The following is a 19487-nucleotide window of genomic DNA, read 5'->3' as shown; positions in this document are numbered from 1 at the left end:
TGACGCTTTAATGAAGGCAGCAGAGGGTAGTGCGCTTTTGCTATACTGCGCCGCATCGCAGCAGCACACCGCCCTGACGGGCTCCGACAGGATTACCGAATCTCGAGCTATGACTGACAACACTTCAGATATCAAACCCTGGGGTGGGCGCTTTTCTGAGCCTACCGATCAATTTGTGGAGCGCTTTACCGCCTCGGTGGGCTTTGACAAGCGCCTATACCACCACGACATCAACGGCTCGCTGGCCCACGCCCAGATGCTGGCCAAGGTCGGTGTGCTCACCGATGACGAGTACCGCCAGATCAGCGAAGGCCTGGAAGCGATTCGCGGCGAGATTGAGCGCGGCGAATTCAACTGGTCGGTGAGCCTGGAAGACGTGCATATGAATATCGAAGCGCGGCTCACCGAGCGCATCGGCATCACCGGTAAAAAACTGCATACCGGGCGCTCGCGCAACGATCAGGTGGCGACCGATATCCGCCTGTATTTGCGCGATGAAATTGACAGCATTGCCGCTGAGTTGACCCGTTTGCAAAAAGGTCTGTGCGAGCTAGCCGCGCGCGAGGCCGACACCATCATGCCGGGCTTCACCCACCTGCAAACCGCCCAACCGGTGACGTTTGGCCACCATTTGCTGGCCTGGAATGCGATGCTGGGCCGCGACTACGAACGTTTGATGGACTGCCGCAAGCGCGTCAATCGTAGCCCACTGGGCGCCGCCGCGCTGGCCGGCACCACCTATCCGATCGATCGCGAGATGACCGCACAGCTGTTGGGTTTTGACGGGGCCACTGAAAACTCGCTGGATTCAGTCAGCGATCGCGATTTTGCCATCGAATTTACCGCGGCCGCGGCGCTGATCATGACCCATCTGTCGCGCTTCAGCGAAGAACTGGTGTTGTGGACGTCTGCGCAGTTCAACTTTATCAATCTGCCGGACCGCTTCTGTACCGGCTCCAGCATCATGCCGCAGAAGAAAAACCCGGATGTGCCCGAGCTGGTGCGCGGTAAAACCGGCCGGGTTAACGGCCACCTGATCAGCCTGTTGACCCTGATGAAGTCCCAGCCGCTGGCCTACAACAAGGACAACCAGGAAGACAAAGAGCCCTTATTCGACACCATCGATACCCTGCGTGACTGTCTCAAATCCTACGCCGACATGGTGCCGGCCATTACCGCCAACGCTGAAGTGATGCGCGAGGCGGCGATGCGCGGCTTCTCCACCGCCACCGATCTGGCGGACTATCTGGTGCGCAAGGGCGTGCCCTTCCGCGATGCCCACGAGGTTGTCGGCAAGTCTGTGGCCTATGGCATCGACAGCGGCAAGGATCTGTCGCAGATGACGTTGAAAGAATTGCAGCAGTTCAGCAATGTGATCGAACAGGACGTGTTTGATGTGCTGACGCTGGAAGGCTCGGTCAACGCCCGCGACCATATCGGCGGCACGGCGCCGGCTCAGGTCAAGGCGTCAGCCGCGCGCGGTTTAACAGTTTTGTCTGAACGAAACTAATTCTCATTTACTCCGTCCAACCCCGGGGGCACACTGGCTTCTGGTTTTGGGGCGGCAGACTGTTTCACGCTAGATGCTTCCCTCACCCCGGCCCTCTCCCATAGGGAGAGGGTGCGCACAGAACTGCTCTGGTCAGTGTTTTCTCGCCGTGGATGAACACCGAACTTGAGCAGCAGGTCCCCTCTCCCCTTGGGAGAGGGACAGGGTGAGGGGAGCTTACGCGAGAAAACACGTTGTAGCCCCAGCACAACAACAATGGTCTGGGATCTTCCATGAAATATCTAATCGCTCTGTTACTGCTCGCTGCCCTGGCGGGCGGCCTGTGGTGGCAAACACAAACGCCGTCCAATGCGTCGCGCCCTGCGGCACCGGTGGTGTCAGTCAGTGTGTACACCGTCGAGGCTCGCGAATTTTCTGACCGGGTCGAGGCTCTGGGCAGTCTGCGCGGCAACGAGTCCATTACCATTACTGCCAATGTTTCCGACACGGTTGACGCCATTCATTTTCGCGAAGGCCAACGGGTGGAAGCGGGCCAGCTACTGGTCACCCTTGAACAGGCGGAAGAGCAGGCCCAGCTCTCGGCGGCCAAGGCTGACCTCGCCGAGCAGCAGCGCGAAGTCCGCCGTCTCGAAGGACTGGTGAAAACCATGTCGGCGGCTCAGACCGAACTGGATGCTCGCCGCACAGCCCTGGAAAAAGCCCGTTTTAAAATTGATGAACTGGAAGCCCGCATTGCTGACCGCCGCCTGACCGCGCCCTTTGCCGGTGTGCTGGGGCTGCGCTTGGTGAGCCCCGGTGCGCTGCTTACCCCCGGTACCGCCATCACCACCCTCGACGATATCAACCCGATGAAACTGGATTTCAGTGTGCCGGCTGCTCTGCTCGGTTCGCTGAAACCGGGGCTGGAGTTGCGCGCCAAAACCGCCGCCTACGATGAAGCCTTTACCGGCCGTGTGACGGTGGTGGACAGCCGAGTGAATACCTCCGATCGCTCCATCCGCGCCCGCGCCGAGTTCGACAACAGCGAGGGTCTGTTGAAGCCGGGCCTGTTGATGGCGGTGGAATTGCTGCGCAATCCGCGCCGGGCCCTGCTGATTCCGGAAGCGGCGATTGTCACCCGCGAGCAGCAGCACAGTGTGTGGGTGATCACTGCCGACAATACCCTGCAGCGCCGCATCGTGCAGATAGGCAGTCGCCAGCCGGGCTGGGTGGAAGTGATCAGTGGCGTTACCGCTGGCGAAACTATCGTGCGCGCCAATTTTCCGCGCCTGCGTGAGGGCCTGAAAGTTACCGCCCCAGAACTGGAAGACGTAAATCAGGGCGAGGATAGCTGAGATGCTACTGTCCGATACCGCGGTCAAACGGCCGGTCTTTGCAGTCGTCATCAGCATGCTGCTGGTGGCCTTTGGTCTGGTGTCCTTTGAGCGCCTCGCGCTGCGCGAATACCCGGACATCGACCCCCCGATCGTCTCCATCCGCACCAATTACGTTGGCGCCTCAGCGGCGGTGGTAGAGTCCCGGGTGACCCAGCAAATCGAGGACAGGATTGCCGGCATCGAGGGTATCAAGACCATCACCTCCTCGAGTGTCGATGGCATGTCCTCAATCAGCATCGAGTTTGATCTCAATCGCAGTATCGATGCGGCGGCCAACGATGTACGCGACCGGGTCTCCGGGGTGCTGGGCAATCTGCCGGAGGAGGCCGACCCGCCGGAAGTGCAAAAAAGCGATTCTGATGAGCGGGTCATCATGTGGCTCAACCTGGTGTCCGAATCCATGGACACCCTGCAGCTGACCGACTACGCCGAGCGCTATCTGGTGGATCGCTTTTCAACCATCGATGGTGTGGCGCGGGTGCGGGTCAGCGGCGGACTGGAATACTCCATGCGAATCTGGCTGGACCGCAAGGCGATGGCGGCCCGGGGCATGACCGCCACGGATATCGAAAACGCCCTGCGCAGTGAAAACGTCGAGCTGCCTGCCGGCACGGTGAAATCGATAGACCGCGATTTTATCGTCAAACTGGATCGCAATTACCGCACCGAGGAAGACTTTCAAAAACTGGTGATCGGCCGCGGCGGCGACGGGTATCTGATTCGACTGAAAGATGTGGCCCGGGTGGAAGTGGGGCCGGCGGAGTGGCGGCGGCTGTTTCGCGGCAACGGCGTGAATATGGTTGGCCTCGGTATTATCAAGCAGAGCACCGCCAATACTCTGGCGGTAACCCGCGAAGCAAAAAAACTGCGCGATCGCATTCAGGCCACCCTGCCGGAAGGCATGGATATCAAACAGAGTTTTGACAGCTCGGTGTTTGTCGAAAGCGCGATTTCCGAGGTCTACACCACCCTGTTTATTGCCGCCGGTCTGGTGATTCTGGTGATCCTGCTGTTCCTCGGTGACTGGCGCGCGATGATGGTGCCGGCGGTGACGGTGCCGGTGTCGCTGATCGCCACTTTCACGGTGCTTTACGGCCTGGGTTACAGCATTAACCTGCTTACCCTGCTGGCGCTGGTGCTGGCCATTGGCATGGTGGTGGACGATGGCATCGTGGTGCTGGAAAACATTCACCGCCGCATGAATGAAGGTGAAAGCCCGCTGGTGGCCGCCTACCGCGGCGCGCGCCAGGTCGGCTTTGCGGTGGTGGCAACCACGTTGGTGCTGATTGCGGTCTTCGTACCCATCACCTTTTTGCAGGATGATGCGGGGCGGCTGTTTGGTGAGTTTGCGGTGGCCATGGCGGCGGCGGTGGGTTTTTCCAGTGTGGTCGCGCTGACCCTGTCGCCGGTTATCTGCGCCAAACTGCTCAAGGCCGACAATGGGCGACATCGGGTCAGCCGTCTCGGCGACCGGGTTTTCTCCGCTTTGCAAAGCCGTTATCACGCGGGGCTCAAGCGAGCATTGCACGCCCCGCTGGCGATGGCTCTGGTGCTGGTGGCGGCCTTGGCCGGCTGTTATTTCCTGTTCAAACAGATCCCGCAGGAGTTCGCACCCAAGGAAGATCGCGGTGTGTTCTTTATGATTATCAAGGGGCCGGAAGGCGCCTCGTTTGATTATACCTCTGAGCGGGTGTTGGAAATTGAAGAAAAACTGATGCCGCTGGTGGATGGCGGCGATATTCAGCGCCTGTTGCTGCGGGCGCCGCGCGGCTTCGGCGGCGGCGAAGATTTCAGTGGCGCGATGGGGATTATCGTACTGACACCCTTTGACTCCGGCCGTCGCGATGCCTATGCCATCATGGCCGATGCGCGCGAGCGGGTCGCGGATATCAGCGGTGTGATGGTGTTTCCGATCATGCCTCAGGCCTTGGGCGGCCACGCCAACAAGGCGGTACAGTTTGTGATTGGCGGCGCCGACTACGACGAACTGGCGCGCTGGCGCGATCGGATCATCAGCGAGGCCAGTGCCAATCCCGGGCTGGTTGGAATCGACAGCGACTACCAGGAAAGCAAGCCGCAATTGCGAGTATCGATCAATCGCGAGCGGGCCGCCTCGCTGGGCGTGCGCCTGATAGACATCAACCGCACGCTGGAAACCCTGCTTGGCTCGCGCCGGGTGACCACCTTTATGCGCGACGGTGAAGAATACGATGTGATTCTGGAAGGGGAACCGGACGCCCAGCGCTCACCCGGTGACTTGCACAATATTTATGTGCGCTCCACGACCACCGACCGCCTGATTCCACTGTCGAATCTGGTAACGCTGGAAGATCGCGCCGACGCGGCAACGCTGAACCGTTATAACCGCATGCGCGCTATTACCATCGACGCGGCGGTGGCGGGCGACTACACCCTCGGCGAGGCGCTGACTTATCTGGAACAGCTTACTCGCGAAGTGGCGCCGGAGGCGGTTATCGATTACAAAGGGGAATCCCTGAAACTGAAAACCAGCAGCGGCGATATCTATTTTATTTTCGCGCTGGCGCTGATGGTGGTGTTTCTGGTGCTGGCGGCCCAGTTCGAGAGTTTTATTCACCCCTTTGTGATCATGCTGACGGTGCCCTTGGCCATTGCCGGCGCATTGCTCGGCCTCAGCCTGTTTGGCCAGACCATCAATATTTACTCCCAGGTGGCCCTGATCATGCTGGTGGGGCTGGCGACCAAAAACGGCATTCTGATCGTCGAGTTTGCCAACCAGTTGCGCGACGAGGGCCGGACGTTTGAGGAGGCCCTGATTGAAGCGGCGGGTCAGCGCCTGAGGCCGATCCTGATGACCTCGATCACCACCATCATGGGTGCAGTGCCGCTGATTCTGGCCACCGGTGCCGGCGCCGAGGCACGCTTTGTGATTGGTGTGGTGGTGGCCAGTGGCGTCAGTCTGGCGACAGTTTTGACGCTATTTGTGGTGCCGCTGGCCTACTACCTGCTGGCCCGTAATACCCATACCCCGCTGACGGTGACCCGCCAATTGGAGTCTGAGCTGGGTAAGGAATTGCGTTGATCAAAGAGGGGGTTGTAGCTCGCCGCTCTCCGGCAGATAGCGATACTTGAGATCGTCGTCGCTGTCACCCAGTGCCTGCATTACCGAGATCACCAGAACCTCTCCCTCCCAGGCGAGGGTGGCAGTGGCGGAGTTAAACGGCAGTTGCGCGCGATTGCGGTTTTCGCCAAAAAGGTCGGCGGTGGCTTGCACGTAGATCGCCTGCGCGGTCTGCAGGGCCACCCAGTTCTGAGCGGAAGAGACGCGCAGCTGCAGGGCTTTTTCATGCACGCTGCCCAGCGGGTGGCGAACAGCCTCGCCGCGCGCCTGCCACATCAAGCGCGATTTGCCGCTGCTGCCGGCAACGCTGCACAGCAGGCCCGGCTGCGCGCTGTCCGGATGCAGCAAGGACGTGCACACCTTTGCGCTGGTGGTGAAACTCTCACTGGCTGCCATTGCTTCCTGCTGCTCGGCTGCCTGGCGTTTGGCGGCCTGCTCCCGCGCGGGTGGCGGGGCCGCCATATCGGCTTCGGCCGGCGCGGGCGCGCCAGCGTGCCCCTCTATAGCGGGCATTGATGATTGCGGGCTTTGCTGCGTGGCCTGAAACACAAAGAGGGTCAGGCCGAGTACCGCAAAACTACCCAGTGCATAGCGCCAGTCGATCAACCAGTTGTTGAGCCCTCGGTTGAGTATCGCGAGCAGGGATGTTTCGGCGGCGGGCTGACCAGCCATTTCCACAAACTCCAACCACTGGCGATAGCGATCCGGTCGCGCTGCCAGATGCGACAGAACCTCGGAGCGGCGCTCATTGCTGAGGCCGCCTTCCATCAGCAGGGCAAGCTCCTCATCGCTGGGTGGCGAACCTTTCGCCGCCCGCCCGTGCTGTGCCAGGTTGATACCCAGCAGGGCCTCGCTGTGTTGATCGGCCTTGCTCACAAACGGTCCTCCAATGCCTGCGCCGCGCTGCGCAGATGCAAGCCGGCGCTTTCGAGCGCCTGATTAATCTTGATCAAACCCTGCTTTATCTGACGGCCAGGCTGGTGTTTCGGGACGTTCAGAGCACGGGCAATGCTGGCAAAGTTCAGCCCGTCCTGAAAGTGCATTTTCAGCATCAGCAGGGATTCGTCATCCAGGGTCAGGGCGCTACGGGCCTGTTCGATCTGGCTGGTTTCCACCTCGGCAAAGGCCTCTTGATCACCGAGCAGTGCGGCAAGCAGGGCGAGGGTGTCTTCGAGGTGCGAGGCTGACAGCGCGTCTTCCAGACTGTCGCTGGCAAGGCTTTCGCTTTCGCCGAGATATTCTTCCGGTACGGGCAGATTAGTGGCGCCGCACCAGGGCAGGCGCGCCTTGATGGCGCGAATGATGTTGCTAATAATTGTGGCGTCGTGGCTCTGCTGACGGTTTATTACATACTCGGTGCTGTGCCGTTCCAGACACACCGCCTTCCACAGACGCACCCACAGCTCGCCTTGCTGCTGCAGCCACTGGGGTGGCCGGGCACGGCCGTAGCGCTGGCGGGAAAACTCTTCAAACAGGCGGGCACTGAGACTGTAAAGGAAGGTGGCGGGGCGCGCCTGACCGCGAAAGGTTTTGCAGCGGGCCCAGTCGTCTTCGGCGAGTTTGGTCAGTACGAAGGTGCTGGCTTCTTCTGCGGTCACCGGTTCAACAAAGCGGCGCGATGCCTGTCGCTCCAATTGCTCCAGCCACTGTTTGTTCAGCACGATTTCCGACCAGTTGACGCTTTGCATCGCTCCCCCTGATGAGCAGTCTATCACTCGTCGCCGGAGAGCTGCGACAGCAAATGCCGCAGCTGCTTCTGCTGACCGGGCGACAGGGTGTCTTCAAGGGCGCTGACCTCGCCGCGCGAACAGCTTGGGTTTTCGCGCAGCGTAAGCAGGTCGTTAGTGCGCTGCAGCAGATCGCCATCAATCTGCTCGGCCAGATACAGGAGCATGGCCTGAGGCGATGGTCGACGTGGCGCGGCGGTCGCGGCATTGGTCTGGAACAGCCTGCAGTCTGTGGCCGGAGCAAACGGTTTGAGTAAGCCGCTTTCCAGCGCCAGCGCTTCGTAGAGTTGGCGGGCCAGCGCTTCCATTTCCAACAGCCCCTTTTTGCCAAGGCTCTCGCTCAGCTCCGCGCCAAGGCGCTGCACGCTGGTAACCGAATCCCGAATCAGTTCCAGGCCGCGTGGGGTGAAGAATATATGCCGCGCGCGGCGGTCGCTGCCACTGGTGGAGCGCTCAATATAGCCTTGGCTTTCCAGTTCCCCGGCAATGCGTGAAATGGCCTGAGTGGTAACGCCATTCAATTGGGCCAGTGCGGCCACCGGCGTGCCGTTGAGATCAATGGCGCTCAATACTTGAGCGAACGAATACTGCAAATTGTGGCCCTGACTGGCGGTGAGGGTCATCAGCCGTTCCTGCAGGTTGCGCGACAGCGGGCTCAGCCGTGCCGGCACCGGAAGGCCGCGGTCGCGCCGCAAACCTTCTCCCGGCACCTGCATGGCCTGAGCCGCGCCGCGAAGGCATTCGCCAAGGGCTTTTACCCGCTCCGGGCCAATGCGGGCTTCGTAGTCATCCTGAATCGCCTGCATTTCTTCAAAGGCGTGCGTAATAAGCTGTTGTCCGGAATCGGTAAGCGTGACCAGCCGCGCGCGCTTGTCCTGAGGGTCGGGCTCGCGGCGGATATAGCCGGCCTGTTCTATCGGCTTGAGGCTCTGCAGGCACAGTTGCTTGCTGGCACCGAGGGCCTCGGCCAGCTCCGTGAGGCGCAGCGGGCGGGCGGCCAGCAGCGACAGGGGCGCGGCAAAGTTCATGGCCAGGCGGGGGTAACCGCGCTCTAGCAGGCGCTCCATGGCGCGGCGTTCCGCGTGGCGCGAGATGGCCGTGAGGTAGCGCATGAAATTGTAGCGGTAGCGCTCCCAGACGGGCGCAAACTGTTCAGCAGTCAGTGGCACAGGTCTATCCCGCAATGAGTGGAATAATGGTAACAATTATTTATCAAATGTAATACATGTATTTACTATTGTAATGCTGCCGTGCTAGCGTAATGTTTTCGAGTAATGCAGTTTCAGTGAGCGACCACGACGAGGACAGGCGATGTCGGCTACAAAAGGCAGTGAGGTTCATTTTGATCCCTACGCACACGAGGTCCACGATGACCCCTATCCCTATTACGCCCGGCTGCGCAAGCATGCGCCAGTGTACTATAACGAAGAGCACGGCTACTGGCTGCTGAGTAAATGGGACGACTGCTACGAGGCCTTCCGCGACGTCGAGACCTTCAGTAGCACCGCCGGCCCCGCCCTAGAAGCGCAGCAGGATGCCAACGCCGGCTACCCCATGTTTATCAATATGGACCCGCCCGACCACACCCGCATTCGCAAATTGATTCAGTCTTTAATGCTGCCCAAGCGGATTTATGCGCTGGAGCAGTACATTCGCGACAAGGCCGTCAGTCTGATCACACCGCATCTGGAAAAGGGTTACATGGATCTGACCCAGGATTTCGCGGCCCTGCTGCCGATGGATGTAATCTCCACCATGATTCACGTACCGGAGAAAGATCAGGACACCGTGCGGGGCTGGGCCGATGATCTGATCTATCGCGAGGACGGTCAGTTCGGTTTGAACGAGCGCAATATCAATGCCTATTTCAACCTCGGTAAATACTTTGACCAGTTGGCAACGGAGCTGTCGGACAAACTCGAGGGCGTGGATGATATTTTCAGTGCGGTGCTGCAGGCTGAGCGCGAAGGCAAGCTGACCCATGAAGACGTGATCGGCTTTGGCATTCTGCTGGCCATTGCCGGCAATGAGACCACCACCAAGCTGATCGGCAATATGTGTTACCGCCTCTGGCAGCACAAGGATCAGCGACAGATGTTGCTGGATGATCCGTCGCTGATGAGCAAGGCGGTGGAAGAAACCCTGCGCTTTGACGGTTCTACCCAGATGATCGGCCGCCAGGTGATGAAGGACGTCGTTATTCGCGGAAAAACCTTAAAAAAGGGCGAACGGGTGGGGCTGTGCATTATCTCCGCCAGCCGTGATGAAGAGAAGTATGAGAACGCCGACAGCTATGACATAACACGCGGCAGTCGCGATCATATGGCCTTCGGCAAAGGTATTCACTCCTGTATCGGTGCCAATCTGGCACGCCTGGAGGTGCAGGTCTGCATGGAAGAAATTTTGCGTCTGATCCCGGACTACGAAATCGATGAGGCCGGCCTGAAGCGCACGTATAACCCGAACGTACGCGGCTTCACCCATGTGCCGGTAACCTTCACTCCCAAAAGCAGCTGATTCTATCCGTTAGCTGTGTAATCTTCACTGCAACTAACGCGGTGATCTCCTGTCGTGAGTAGTGAGTGCGGACAATTTTGTCGGCACGCGCTTCTCAACGCGACATTTGGCGTTTAAAGAAAACGCTCACAAGGAGATTGTTATGCAAGTGAAAGATGTCATGACCAGCAAACCGGAATACCTCGAAGCCAGCGCAACCATTCGCGAGGCGGCCATTCGCATGCACGAACACAATCGCGGTTTTACGCCGGTGGGTGAGCGTGAAAAGCTGGTGGGCGTTGTTACCGACCGGGACATTGCCCTGCGTGGCATTGCCGAAGGTAAAACCCCGGACGACCCGATCAGCTCGGTGATGAGCAGCAAAGTGCTGTACTGTTATCAGGGCGATGAAATAGCTGAAGTGCTGCAGAATATGAATGATCAGGGAGTGCAGCGGCTGGCTGTGCTGAATAATCCCAAGAACAAGGAGTTTGTCGGTGTGGTAGCGCTGAGTGATATTGCCAGGGAGTGCAAAGACGGTGATCTGGCGCAGCGTATCGTTAACTGCTGTCGGCACTATCACTGATAGTCGTAGCAGAGACAGGCTCGGCTGCTGACGGCCGAGCCTGTGTTTTATTTTTCGGGTTTATCGTCATAGGGCAGCGGCGTGCGCTGCTCAGTCTGTCGGTCCAGCGCGCCCACATCCAGAAAGGGTGAGGCGTCGATATGCTGGGCGTCCATCATCTGCGCCACCCGCTGCAGGGCGCTGATGATCATGGTCTGCTCCCACTCCTGCAGGTATTTAAACTGCCGGATAAAGCTTTCCTGCAGCAGGGTGGGCGCGGTTTTCAGCTTGTCGAGGCCGGTGTCGGTAATAAAGGCCAGCACCTTGCGCTTATCCTGCTTAGAACGCTCCCGCCCCACGTACTCTTTCTTTTCCAGTCGATCGACAATACTGGTTACGGTGGCCTGGCTCAGGCTGACCTCGTCGGCCAGTTCACCAATCGGCACGGCTCCCTTGTCGCGCAGGGTCTGCATGATCATCAATTGCGGCGCGGTGAGGGCGGCGGTTTTGACGAGTTGTTTTGACTGCAGGTCGGTAGCGCGGATAACGCGGCGCAAGGCGACCAGAACGTCCTGAATGTGATCCATAAGTCTTTTTGTCTGTGAGCTGGGCGGCGGAAGTTTAAACGATTGTGACCGAAGACCCTATATTTTGGGGAATATTTCCTTAGAGTGCTATGGATTGTTTCTTGATAATTCCGGGGAATATACGCTAAAATGCTTCGTACACAATTGATTATTTAAGGGTGGGCTTGCGAAATATCCGCTGTAATCCGTGTAAAAACAATTAGTTATGTGTTTTTGCCCGGTTTTTGTGCGCAGTGGATATAGTGAGTCCTAAATATTTTGACTAGTAAAAGTACTCAGGCCTCTACAGAAAATGTGCAGGAGGCGTTGAGCTTCCGCGTCCCTCGTGCAAGCGATGGGGCGGCACTTCACCAGCTGGTGGCGAACTGCCCGCCGCTGGATCCGAACTCCCTTTACTGCAATCTGTTGCAGTGCTCTCACTTTGCCGATACCGCTGTGGCGGTTGAATACGAAGGCGAATTGGTGGGCTTTATCTCCGGCTACATCCCGCCGGGCAAACCCGACACCCTGTTTGTGTGGCAGGTAGCCGTGGATTCGTCCATGCGCGGCCAGGGTCTGGGCGGCAAAATGCTCGGCCACCTAGTGGATCGCACCGGCGTGCAGTGGATGGAAACCACCGTAACACCCGATAACGGTGCCTCCTGGGGCATGTTCCGCAGCTTTGCCCGCAAGCGCGGCGCCGAGTGTGAAGATTGTGGCCCGCTGTTTGAGCGCGACGCCCACTTTGGCGGCAAGCATGACAGCGAGCACCTGGCCCGACTGGGACCCTTTACCGCTTCAACGAAACAGCAAGCATCTTGAACCTGACTGAGGACACAACAATGACTATTTTTGACCAACTGGAATCCGAAGTGCAGAGCTACGCCCGGTCTTTCCCGGTAACGTTCGACAAGGCTCAGGGTGCCAAGCTCTACGATACCGAGGGCAAGGAATATATCGACTTTCTGGCCGGTGCCGGCACGCTGAACTACGGGCACAACAACCCCGTATTGAAAAAGGCGCTGATCGAGTACTTGCAGGCTGATGGCATCGCCCACGGTCTGGACATGCACACCCGTGCCAAAGAAGAGCTGCTGAACGCTTTCAACGAATGCATTCTCAAGCCGCGCGATCTGGAATACGTGCTGCAGTTTACCGGCCCGACCGGCACCAACGCCGTTGAAGCGGCCATGAAAATTGCCCGCAAGGTAAAAGGCCGTAGTGAAATTATCGCCTTTACCAACGGTTTCCACGGCTGTTCGCTGGGTGCCCTGGCGGCAACTGGTAACCGTCACCACCGCGGTGGCAGCGGCGGCGTATCGCTGCCCGACGTAACCCACATGCCCTACTCGAACTACTTTGGCGACGATGTAGACACCATTGCCATGATCGATCAGCTGATTGAAGACCCGTCGAGCGGCGTCGATCAGCCGGCGGCCGTGATGCTGGAGACCGTTCAGGGTGAGGGTGGTTTGAATACCGCCAGCTTTGAGTGGCTGCAGGGCATTGAGAAACTGTGTAAGAAGCACGACATGCTGCTGATTGTCGACGACATTCAGGCGGGTTGTGGCCGTACCGGCACCTTCTTCAGCTTTGAGCCTGCCGGTATCAAGCCCGACATCGTGACCTTGTCCAAATCACTGAGTGGCTTTGGGTTGCCCTTTGCGCTGGTGATGATGCGTCCCGAACTGGATATCTGGGAGCCGGGTGAGCACAACGGCACCTTCCGCGGCAATAACCACGCTTTTGTCACAGCGGCGACAGCCATCCGTCACTTCTGGAGTGATGACAACTTTGCCAAGGAAGTGCAGGACAAGGCGGCACTGCTGTCAAAACGCTTTCAGGAAATTGCCAATATGGCCGGCCCCAACAACATGCAGCCGAAAGGCCGGGGCATGATGCAGGGTCTGAGCTGTAAAGATGGCGACCTTGCCAAGCTGGTCATTACCCGCTGTTTTGAGCTGGGTCTGGTGATTGAGACCTCAGGTGCTTACGACCAGGTAGTGAAATGCCTGTGTCCGCTGACTATCACCAAGGATGAGCTGAACAAGGCGCTCGATATTATTGAGCAGAGTGTTAAGGACATTATGACCAAGCGCTACCAGAAAGCGTCTTGATACCCCTGACCCCTCTCCCTCTGGGAGAGGGGTGAGAGCAGGAACTCCGAAACAGATTTAAGGAACCGTCATGATCGTAAGAACACTGCAGGACTGCATCAACAGCGACCGCCACGTGCGGTCCGATAACTGGGAAAGCACCCGCATGTTGCTCAAGAATGACAACATGGGTTTTTCCTTTCATATAACCCGGATTTTTGCCGGCACGGAAACGCCTATTCACTACCAGAACCATCTGGAGTCGGTGTACTGCATTTCCGGCAGCGGCGAAGTGGAAACCTGTGACGATGGCAAGATTCACCGCATCGAGCCGGGCACCATTTATATTCTGGATAAGCACGACAAACACTTGCTGCGCGCCGATAAAGGCGAAGACATCGTATTTGCCTGCGTTTTCAATCCGGCATTGCATGGCAAGGAAGTCCACGACGAAAACGGCGTCTATCCGCTTGAAGCGGACACCGTGGAGTAGGGCACCGTCAATACACCTATGAGTAGCCATACCGAACGCAAGCAGGGGGACACTATGTCACATACCGTTGAAAAAATCGGCGGTACATCCATGAGCCAATACACCGCCGTTAGAGACAATGTCATTATCGGACAGCGTGAGGCTGATGAACTCTACAACCGGGTTTTCGTTGTATCAGCCTACGGTGGCATGACTGACAAACTGCTTGAGGCCAAGAAGGGCAACAAAGCGGGTGTCTACGCCCTGTTTGCGGGTTCAGAAAATGAAGGCGAGTGGCGTGAAGCGCTGGCAACGGTGCGCGAGGCCATGCTGTCCATTAACGAATCCCTGTTTGAAAGCGGTAAGCTGCTGGATCAGGCTAACGCCTATATCGAGGAGCGCATCGGCGAGGCCGAGCGTTGTTTGAATGATCTTGATCGCCTCTGCCAGCACGGCCACTTTGAGCTGGAAACCCAGCTACTGACTGTGCGCGAAATGCTGGCGAGCCTGGGCGAGGCACACAGTGCCTGGAATATGACTCACCTGCTTCAGCGCGATGGCATTGCCGCGCGGATGGTGGACTTGAGCGGCTGGCGCGCCGAAACGACGCTGCCGCTGGATGAGCATATCCGCGAAGCATTCAAGGATGTCGACCTGAACAAGGAGCTCGCCATTGTCACCGGCTATGCTCACTGTGAGGAAGGCCTGATGGCCACCTTTGATCGCGGCTACAGCGAGATGACCTTCAGTCGCATCGCCGTGATTACCGAGGCCCGCGAGGCGGTGATCCACAAAGAGTACCACCTGAGCAGCGCCGACCCGCGCGTGGTCGACGAGGAAAAAGTTGTGCCGATTGGTCGCACCAACTATGACGTGGCCGACCAGCTCGCCAACCTGGGTATGGAAGCCATTCACCCCCGCGCCGCCAAAGGCCTGCGTCAGAACAACATCCCGCTGCGGGTGAAAAACACCTTCGAGCCGGAACACAGCGGTACCCTGATTACCCGCGATTACGTGAGTGATTCGCCCTGTGTGGAGATCATCGCCGGTAAGCAGGTGGTTTATGCGGTTGAGCTGTTCGACCAGGAAATGGTCGGCGACGTGCACAGCTACGACCAGGCCTTTCTGGCGCTGGTGAAGAAGCTGAAGGCCAAGATCATTACCAAAGATTTGAACGCCAACACGATCACCACCTACATGGGTACTAACCTCAAAACCGTGAAGCGTATTATTCGCGAGCTTGAGGCCTCCTATCCGAAGGCCGAAATCTCCTACCGCAAGGTGGCGATTGTGTCTGCCATCGGCAGCGACATGCAGGTGCCGGGCATGCTGGCCAAAACCGTGGCGGCGCTGGCAGAAAGTAATATCAGTGTGCTGGCCATGCATCAGTCCATGCGCCAGGTGGATATGCAGTTTGTGATCAATGAAGATGATTACAACAAGGCGATTCAGAGCCTGCACCGTTGCCTGGTTGAGCCGCATAATCACGGCTTGGCGATCTGCGCAGCGTAAAATCTACCCTCACCCCGACCCTCTCCCAGAGGGAGAGGGGGTGCAAGTTCCCTCTCCCTCTGGGAGAGGGTTAGGGTGAGGGGAACACTTCTGAACCCTCTATGGCCACCATCAGCTTCCTGATCTGCCTCTCAGCCTTTGTTCTTATCGGCGTCAGCTCCATGCGTCACGCCACTGGCCAGCGCGAAGACTATTACCTGGCCAGCTCCACCGTGCCACCCTGGCTGGTCGGTTTGTCGGCGATGGCGACCAACAACAGCGGCTATATGTTTATCGGGGTTATCGGCTACACCTACGCCACCGGTCTCGCGGCGATCTGGTTGATGGTGGGTTGGATCGCCGGTGACTTTCTCGCCTCGCTCTATGTTCACAAGCGGCTGCGCGATGCCACAGAAATTAGCTCTGAGGCCTCCTATGGTGCCGTACTCAGCCACTGGTACAGTCGTTCCAATGCCCTGCAGAAACTGATTGGTCTCATCTCCGTGGTGTTTCTGATGGCCTACGCCAGCGCCCAGCTGGTTGCCGGTGGCAAAGCCCTGCACGCACTGTTCGACTGGCCCCTGTGGGCCGGTGCGGTGATGGGCTCGATTCTGGTGATGGTCTACTGTTTTGCCGGTGGCATCCGCGCCTCGATCTGGACCGATGCGGCCCAGTCTTTTGTGATGGTGGCGGCTATGGCCCTGTTGCTGGTGATGGGCACGCAAGCCTTGGGGGGCTTCGACGCGATGCTGGTGGATATGTCCGCTATCGACGGTTTTCTGAATCTGTTTCCGCGCGACCTGGTTCTGCCAGGGCTGGCCGGCGGGGTCTTGTTCGCTCTGAGCTGGATGTTTGCCGGGCTGTCGGTGATTGGTCAGCCACATATCATGGTGCGCTTTATGGCACTGAGCGATGCGGGGCTGATGCGTCGGGCCCGCATCTGGTACTACCTCTGGTACACTGGCTTTTATGCGCTGGCGACCGGTGTCGGTATGCTGTCGCGGGTCTATATCAGTGACCCCGGAAGCTTTGACGCGGAACTGGCTCTACCCACCATGGCCATCGAGATTTTGCCACCCCTGTTGGTGGGGCTGGTATTGGCAGGGATTTTTGCGGCAACCCTGTCTACCGCCGACTCACTGATTTTGAGCAGTTCGGCAGCCATTACCCACGACCTGTTGCCACATCGGATCGAGCGGCCGTTGCTGATCAAGGCTGCGACTCTCGGGGTCACACTGTTTGCTCTGGCCTGGGCCCTGTGGAACAAACAGTCGGTGTTCAGCCTTGTGGTGCTGGCCTGGTCCGGTATGGCCAGCAGCTTTGCACCGTTGCTGCTGGTGCTAGTGATGGGAGGCAGACCCTCCCAGGGATTATCGATTGCGATGGTGGTTGGCGGGTTGCTGACCGCGCTGTTGTGGCGCTATAAGGGCTTACACGAACTGGTTTACGAGGGCATGCCCGGTATTCTGGCCGGACTGCTAATTTACGGTGTTGGTCGGCTGCTGTTGAAATCGAACAAAAGCTAATAAATATAAGTGGTTGCCTGGCATCTTTCCACGCTAGTGGTAACTACGTAGAGTCAAGCAGACGTCCAACAAGTAAACTCAAATTGCGGTTACAAGGGCTGCTATTTTCAGCGCTCTGGCCTATATTCAGGTCTAGGAGACTCAAAAGTGGCAACACGGGTAACCCAACAGGATTACGCAACTATCGCAATTAAGGGTTTAGAGATGGGCGGTCAGACAGTATTGATTGTCGATGATTCCAGCGGCGACAGGCTGGTGATCCGTCGTGCCTTCGAAAGAACCCGGCGCGACGTCAAGCTGGTGGAATTAATCGACGGCGAAGAGCTGGTGGATTACATCGAGCGCAAGGTTCCCTTCAAGGACACGGTCAGCTATCCGGAGCCGGACCTGATTCTGCTCGATATCAATATGCGGCGACTGGACGGCAAGCAGGCCCTGAAACTGCTGCGGTCCAAGGAAGAGTACGCCAATATTCCGGTGGTGATGTTGACCACGTCTTCACGCGAAAAGGACATTAACGAATCCTACGAGCTGGGTAGTACCGACTACATAACCAAGCCGGAAAACTTTAAGGACTTTATGCAGGCGATCACCAACGTCTGCGCCTATCTCGACAAACCCAGTGCGGTACTTAACTGATCGTTTTCGGCGGAGTCGCTGGCTTTGCCAGCGCGCCCACATGTTCCTCACGCAAATGTCCCGCTGCCAGCATCCACTGCAATAAATCGCGAAACGACGTTTCGGCAGAGCAAGCCTTTATAGAGAATTCAGTAAGCGCCGGCGAGTCATCGCTCGGTACGCTGGTGGTCAGCACGCTAGCTGCCTCATAGGTCAGTGGTGAGCGCCGGCCGCTGATTTTTGCAAGGGCATCGCCGACTCTTCCCATTAAACGCAGCAGCCAGCCGGGTATGTGCTGTGCTTTCAAAGTGCGTCCGGTGATTGTACTGAGCAGATCGTGCAGCTCCGTATGTGCTACGTAATTGCCCCCGAACATATAGCGGCGCGGTCCGCGACCGGGCTCGAAAGTTCGGCTGATCACCTTCGCCAGATCGCGTACGTCGGTATAGACCAGCCCACCCTGCGTCACCAGCACATTGCCGGTTTTGAGATAGCGCGCAATCAACTTCGGGCCGTCGCTAAAGGTTGGGTCAAAAGGCCCTTGCACCGCGCCGGGATAGACGCACACCACCGGCGCGCCCTGGCTCTGAAACTCACGGGCAATGGTTTCCGCCTGCGCCTTGGTTGCCGCGTACACCGAGCTGGGTGAGCGCACCGGGTCATCGGCGGTCTGTACGGCACCGGGCGGCGGAAACAGGGCCAGAATGCTGGAGATATGCACGATCGGGTCGAGGCCGAGCTCGCTCGCCAGCGTCAGCACCGAACGGGTACCGTCAACGTTGGTGCGTTCCATCAGAGCCTGATCTTCGAGCCGGTTGGAAAACAGCCCGGCAGTGTGCAGCACCGCATCGCAACCGCTCAGGGCCTGGCGCAGCGCGTCGCTATTGCCCAGCTCGCCTTCAACTATCTCGCAGTCGCTGACATGTAAACCCAGAGGCGACAGCACCCGCTCAAGCTTGTCGCGGCTTCTGACAAAAGCGCGCACGCTGTGACCGCTGGCAATCAGCGCACGGATACTGTGCGCGCCAACCAGACCGGTACCGCCGGTAACCAGAACCTTCATTGTTGTAACTCCTTGGGCGCCATTCAGTCCGCGACTCATGCCGCAACGACAGGTCCCAGAATCAGGGCCCACAGATCCAGCAACAGCAGGCTGATGGCGCTCACCGCGCAAGCTTCGAGCACCGTGCGCGACAGGCTCCAGTTGTTTTGCTCCTCGTCGAGCCGGAACACATTCGGGAAGCTGACAATAAAATACATCGCGTAATAGATAGAGCCCCACTTGAGCATGCGCTCCAGATCCACGTACCAGACATTGGCTGCCGCATCGTCGGTGATATAGAAGTAGGTTTCGGCCCAGGCAAAAAACAGCGCCGTAGCCGCGACGATGACCACCCAGGCGATGCGCTTCATGGCTCCGCCCCAGCCTTCGGTCATACTGCGAATGCGGCGCATCAGCACCACGGCGGCGGTGTGATAGACGATAAAAAAGGCGATGGAGTTCAGGTACATGCCCGGTGGTACTTTCTTGTGCTGGGCCAGCGCAGTAGCTTCATCGGGGCCGACCAGAACCGAGTCAAAGTAGAGGCTCACATCGTTGAAGCGATAGCGCAGCCCAAGCACATCGAAGAAATACTCGGTATGAAAGTACGTGCAAAAGAAAATAAACACGGCCATGTACAGGTTCAGCTTGAACCAATAGCTCTGCTGCCAGGGCACACCGCTGTTGCGTCGCAGCACCCAGGGCAGAATCACGCAAAATGGAAACCACATGATCAGGTTCTGGGTGATATGCCAGAAATTGCCCGCATCCAGCCAGCCGGTCTGCTGCATCAGGGCGTTGTAGGCAAAAAACACTGGAATATAGGCGAGGAAAAATTTCTCGCCCCAAGCCTTGTCGGGGTTGCGGGAGAACCAGTAGCCGGGAGCAGTCATCGTATTATT

At 58.2% G+C, this 19487-nt stretch carries 17 protein-coding genes; 11 read left to right on the top strand and 6 right to left on the bottom strand.

What is annotated here, in order from left to right:
- Nucleotides 1-109 precede the first annotated feature (109 nt).
- From argH to ABY734_RS00210, 3 genes are all read left to right on the top strand, one after another.
- Nucleotides 110-1510, top strand: a complete 1401-nt coding sequence (gene argH, locus ABY734_RS00220) for an argininosuccinate lyase (protein WP_372776936.1) — start codon at nucleotides 110-112, stop codon at nucleotides 1508-1510.
- A 272-nt stretch (nucleotides 1511-1782) separates the two neighbouring features.
- The gene (locus ABY734_RS00215) at nucleotides 1783-2844 is read left to right on the top strand and encodes an efflux RND transporter periplasmic adaptor subunit (RefSeq protein ID WP_372776935.1); all 1062 of its coding nucleotides are present in this window, start codon (nucleotides 1783-1785) and stop codon (nucleotides 2842-2844) included.
- Nucleotide 2845: 1 nt separating this feature from the next.
- On the top strand, nucleotides 2846-5947 hold the full coding sequence (locus tag ABY734_RS00210; RefSeq protein WP_372776934.1) for an efflux RND transporter permease subunit: 3102 nt from the start codon (nucleotides 2846-2848) through the stop codon (nucleotides 5945-5947).
- Here ABY734_RS00210 and ABY734_RS00205 read toward each other — a convergent pair whose 3' ends face one another.
- From ABY734_RS00205 to ABY734_RS00195, 3 genes are read right to left on the bottom strand one after another with little or no spacing between them, the layout of a single operon-like run.
- Nucleotides 5948-6862, bottom strand: a complete 915-nt coding sequence (locus ABY734_RS00205; protein ID WP_372776933.1) for a hypothetical protein — start codon at nucleotides 6860-6862, stop codon at nucleotides 5948-5950. It abuts the gene before it with no gap.
- Entirely contained in the window at nucleotides 6859-7674 is an 816-nt protein-coding gene (locus tag ABY734_RS00200) for a hypothetical protein (RefSeq protein WP_372776932.1), read from the bottom strand. Before ABY734_RS00200 ends, ABY734_RS00205 begins: the two co-directional genes overlap by 4 nt.
- A 23-nt stretch (nucleotides 7675-7697) precedes the next feature.
- Entirely contained in the window at nucleotides 7698-8882 is a 1185-nt protein-coding gene (locus ABY734_RS00195; RefSeq protein WP_372776931.1) for a MarR family winged helix-turn-helix transcriptional regulator, read from the bottom strand.
- A 142-nt stretch (nucleotides 8883-9024) separates the two neighbouring features.
- Between ABY734_RS00195 and ABY734_RS00190 the strand changes: the two genes are divergently transcribed.
- Both ABY734_RS00190 and ABY734_RS00185 read left to right on the top strand, forming a co-directional pair.
- A complete protein-coding gene (locus ABY734_RS00190; protein WP_372776930.1) occupies nucleotides 9025-10230 on the top strand; it encodes a cytochrome P450 in 1206 nt (401 codons plus the stop codon).
- 142 nt (nucleotides 10231-10372) lie between these two features.
- Complete coding sequence (locus ABY734_RS00185; RefSeq protein ID WP_372776929.1) at nucleotides 10373-10795, top strand: CBS domain-containing protein; 423 nt, start codon at nucleotides 10373-10375, stop codon at nucleotides 10793-10795.
- 47 nt (nucleotides 10796-10842) lie between these two features.
- On the opposite strand, the gene ABY734_RS00180 is transcribed toward ABY734_RS00185, so the two are convergent.
- The gene (locus ABY734_RS00180) at nucleotides 10843-11361 is read right to left on the bottom strand and encodes a MarR family winged helix-turn-helix transcriptional regulator (protein ID WP_372776928.1); all 519 of its coding nucleotides are present in this window, start codon (nucleotides 11359-11361) and stop codon (nucleotides 10843-10845) included.
- Nucleotides 11362-11667: 306 nt separating this feature from the next.
- Between ABY734_RS00180 and ectA the strand changes: the two genes are divergently transcribed.
- From ectA to ABY734_RS00150, 6 genes are all read left to right on the top strand, one after another.
- On the top strand, nucleotides 11668-12162 hold the full coding sequence (gene ectA / locus ABY734_RS00175) for a diaminobutyrate acetyltransferase (protein WP_372776927.1): 495 nt from the start codon (nucleotides 11668-11670) through the stop codon (nucleotides 12160-12162).
- A 20-nt stretch (nucleotides 12163-12182) separates the two neighbouring features.
- A complete protein-coding gene (ectB, locus tag ABY734_RS00170) occupies nucleotides 12183-13457 on the top strand; it encodes a diaminobutyrate--2-oxoglutarate transaminase (RefSeq protein WP_372776926.1) in 1275 nt (424 codons plus the stop codon).
- Nucleotides 13458-13527: 70 nt separating this feature from the next.
- Nucleotides 13528-13929, top strand: a complete 402-nt coding sequence (locus ABY734_RS00165) for an ectoine synthase (protein ID WP_372776925.1) — start codon at nucleotides 13528-13530, stop codon at nucleotides 13927-13929.
- Nucleotides 13930-13983: 54 nt separating this feature from the next.
- Nucleotides 13984-15420, top strand: a complete 1437-nt coding sequence (locus tag ABY734_RS00160) for an aspartate kinase (RefSeq protein WP_372776924.1) — start codon at nucleotides 13984-13986, stop codon at nucleotides 15418-15420.
- 101 nt (nucleotides 15421-15521) lie between these two features.
- Nucleotides 15522-16925 (top strand): sodium/proline symporter, encoded by a 1404-nt coding sequence (locus ABY734_RS00155; protein ID WP_372776923.1) that lies wholly within the window; start codon nucleotides 15522-15524, stop codon nucleotides 16923-16925.
- Between the two features lie 147 nt (nucleotides 16926-17072).
- Nucleotides 17073-17564: a response regulator gene (locus tag ABY734_RS00150; RefSeq protein WP_372776922.1), complete on the top strand. Its 492-nt coding sequence runs from the start codon at nucleotides 17073-17075 to the stop codon at nucleotides 17562-17564.
- Here the strand turns inward: ABY734_RS00150 and ABY734_RS00145 are convergent.
- Nucleotides 17557-18606 (bottom strand): NAD-dependent epimerase/dehydratase family protein, encoded by a 1050-nt coding sequence (locus tag ABY734_RS00145; protein WP_372776921.1) that lies wholly within the window; start codon nucleotides 18604-18606, stop codon nucleotides 17557-17559. The two genes, ABY734_RS00150 and ABY734_RS00145, sit on opposite strands and share 8 nt — an antisense overlap.
- A 35-nt stretch (nucleotides 18607-18641) precedes the next feature.
- Nucleotides 18642-19478, bottom strand: coding sequence for a hypothetical protein (locus tag ABY734_RS00140; RefSeq protein WP_372776920.1), 837 nt, complete (start codon nucleotides 19476-19478; stop codon nucleotides 18642-18644).
- Nucleotides 19479-19487 lie beyond the last annotated feature (9 nt).

The sequence above is a fragment of the Litorivivens sp. genome (genome assembly GCF_041624475.1).
Classification (GTDB): domain Bacteria; phylum Pseudomonadota; class Gammaproteobacteria; order Pseudomonadales; family Spongiibacteraceae; genus Litorivivens.
Note: the sequence above shows the minus strand (reverse complement) of the source record. Positions and strands in the feature narration are given on the sequence as shown.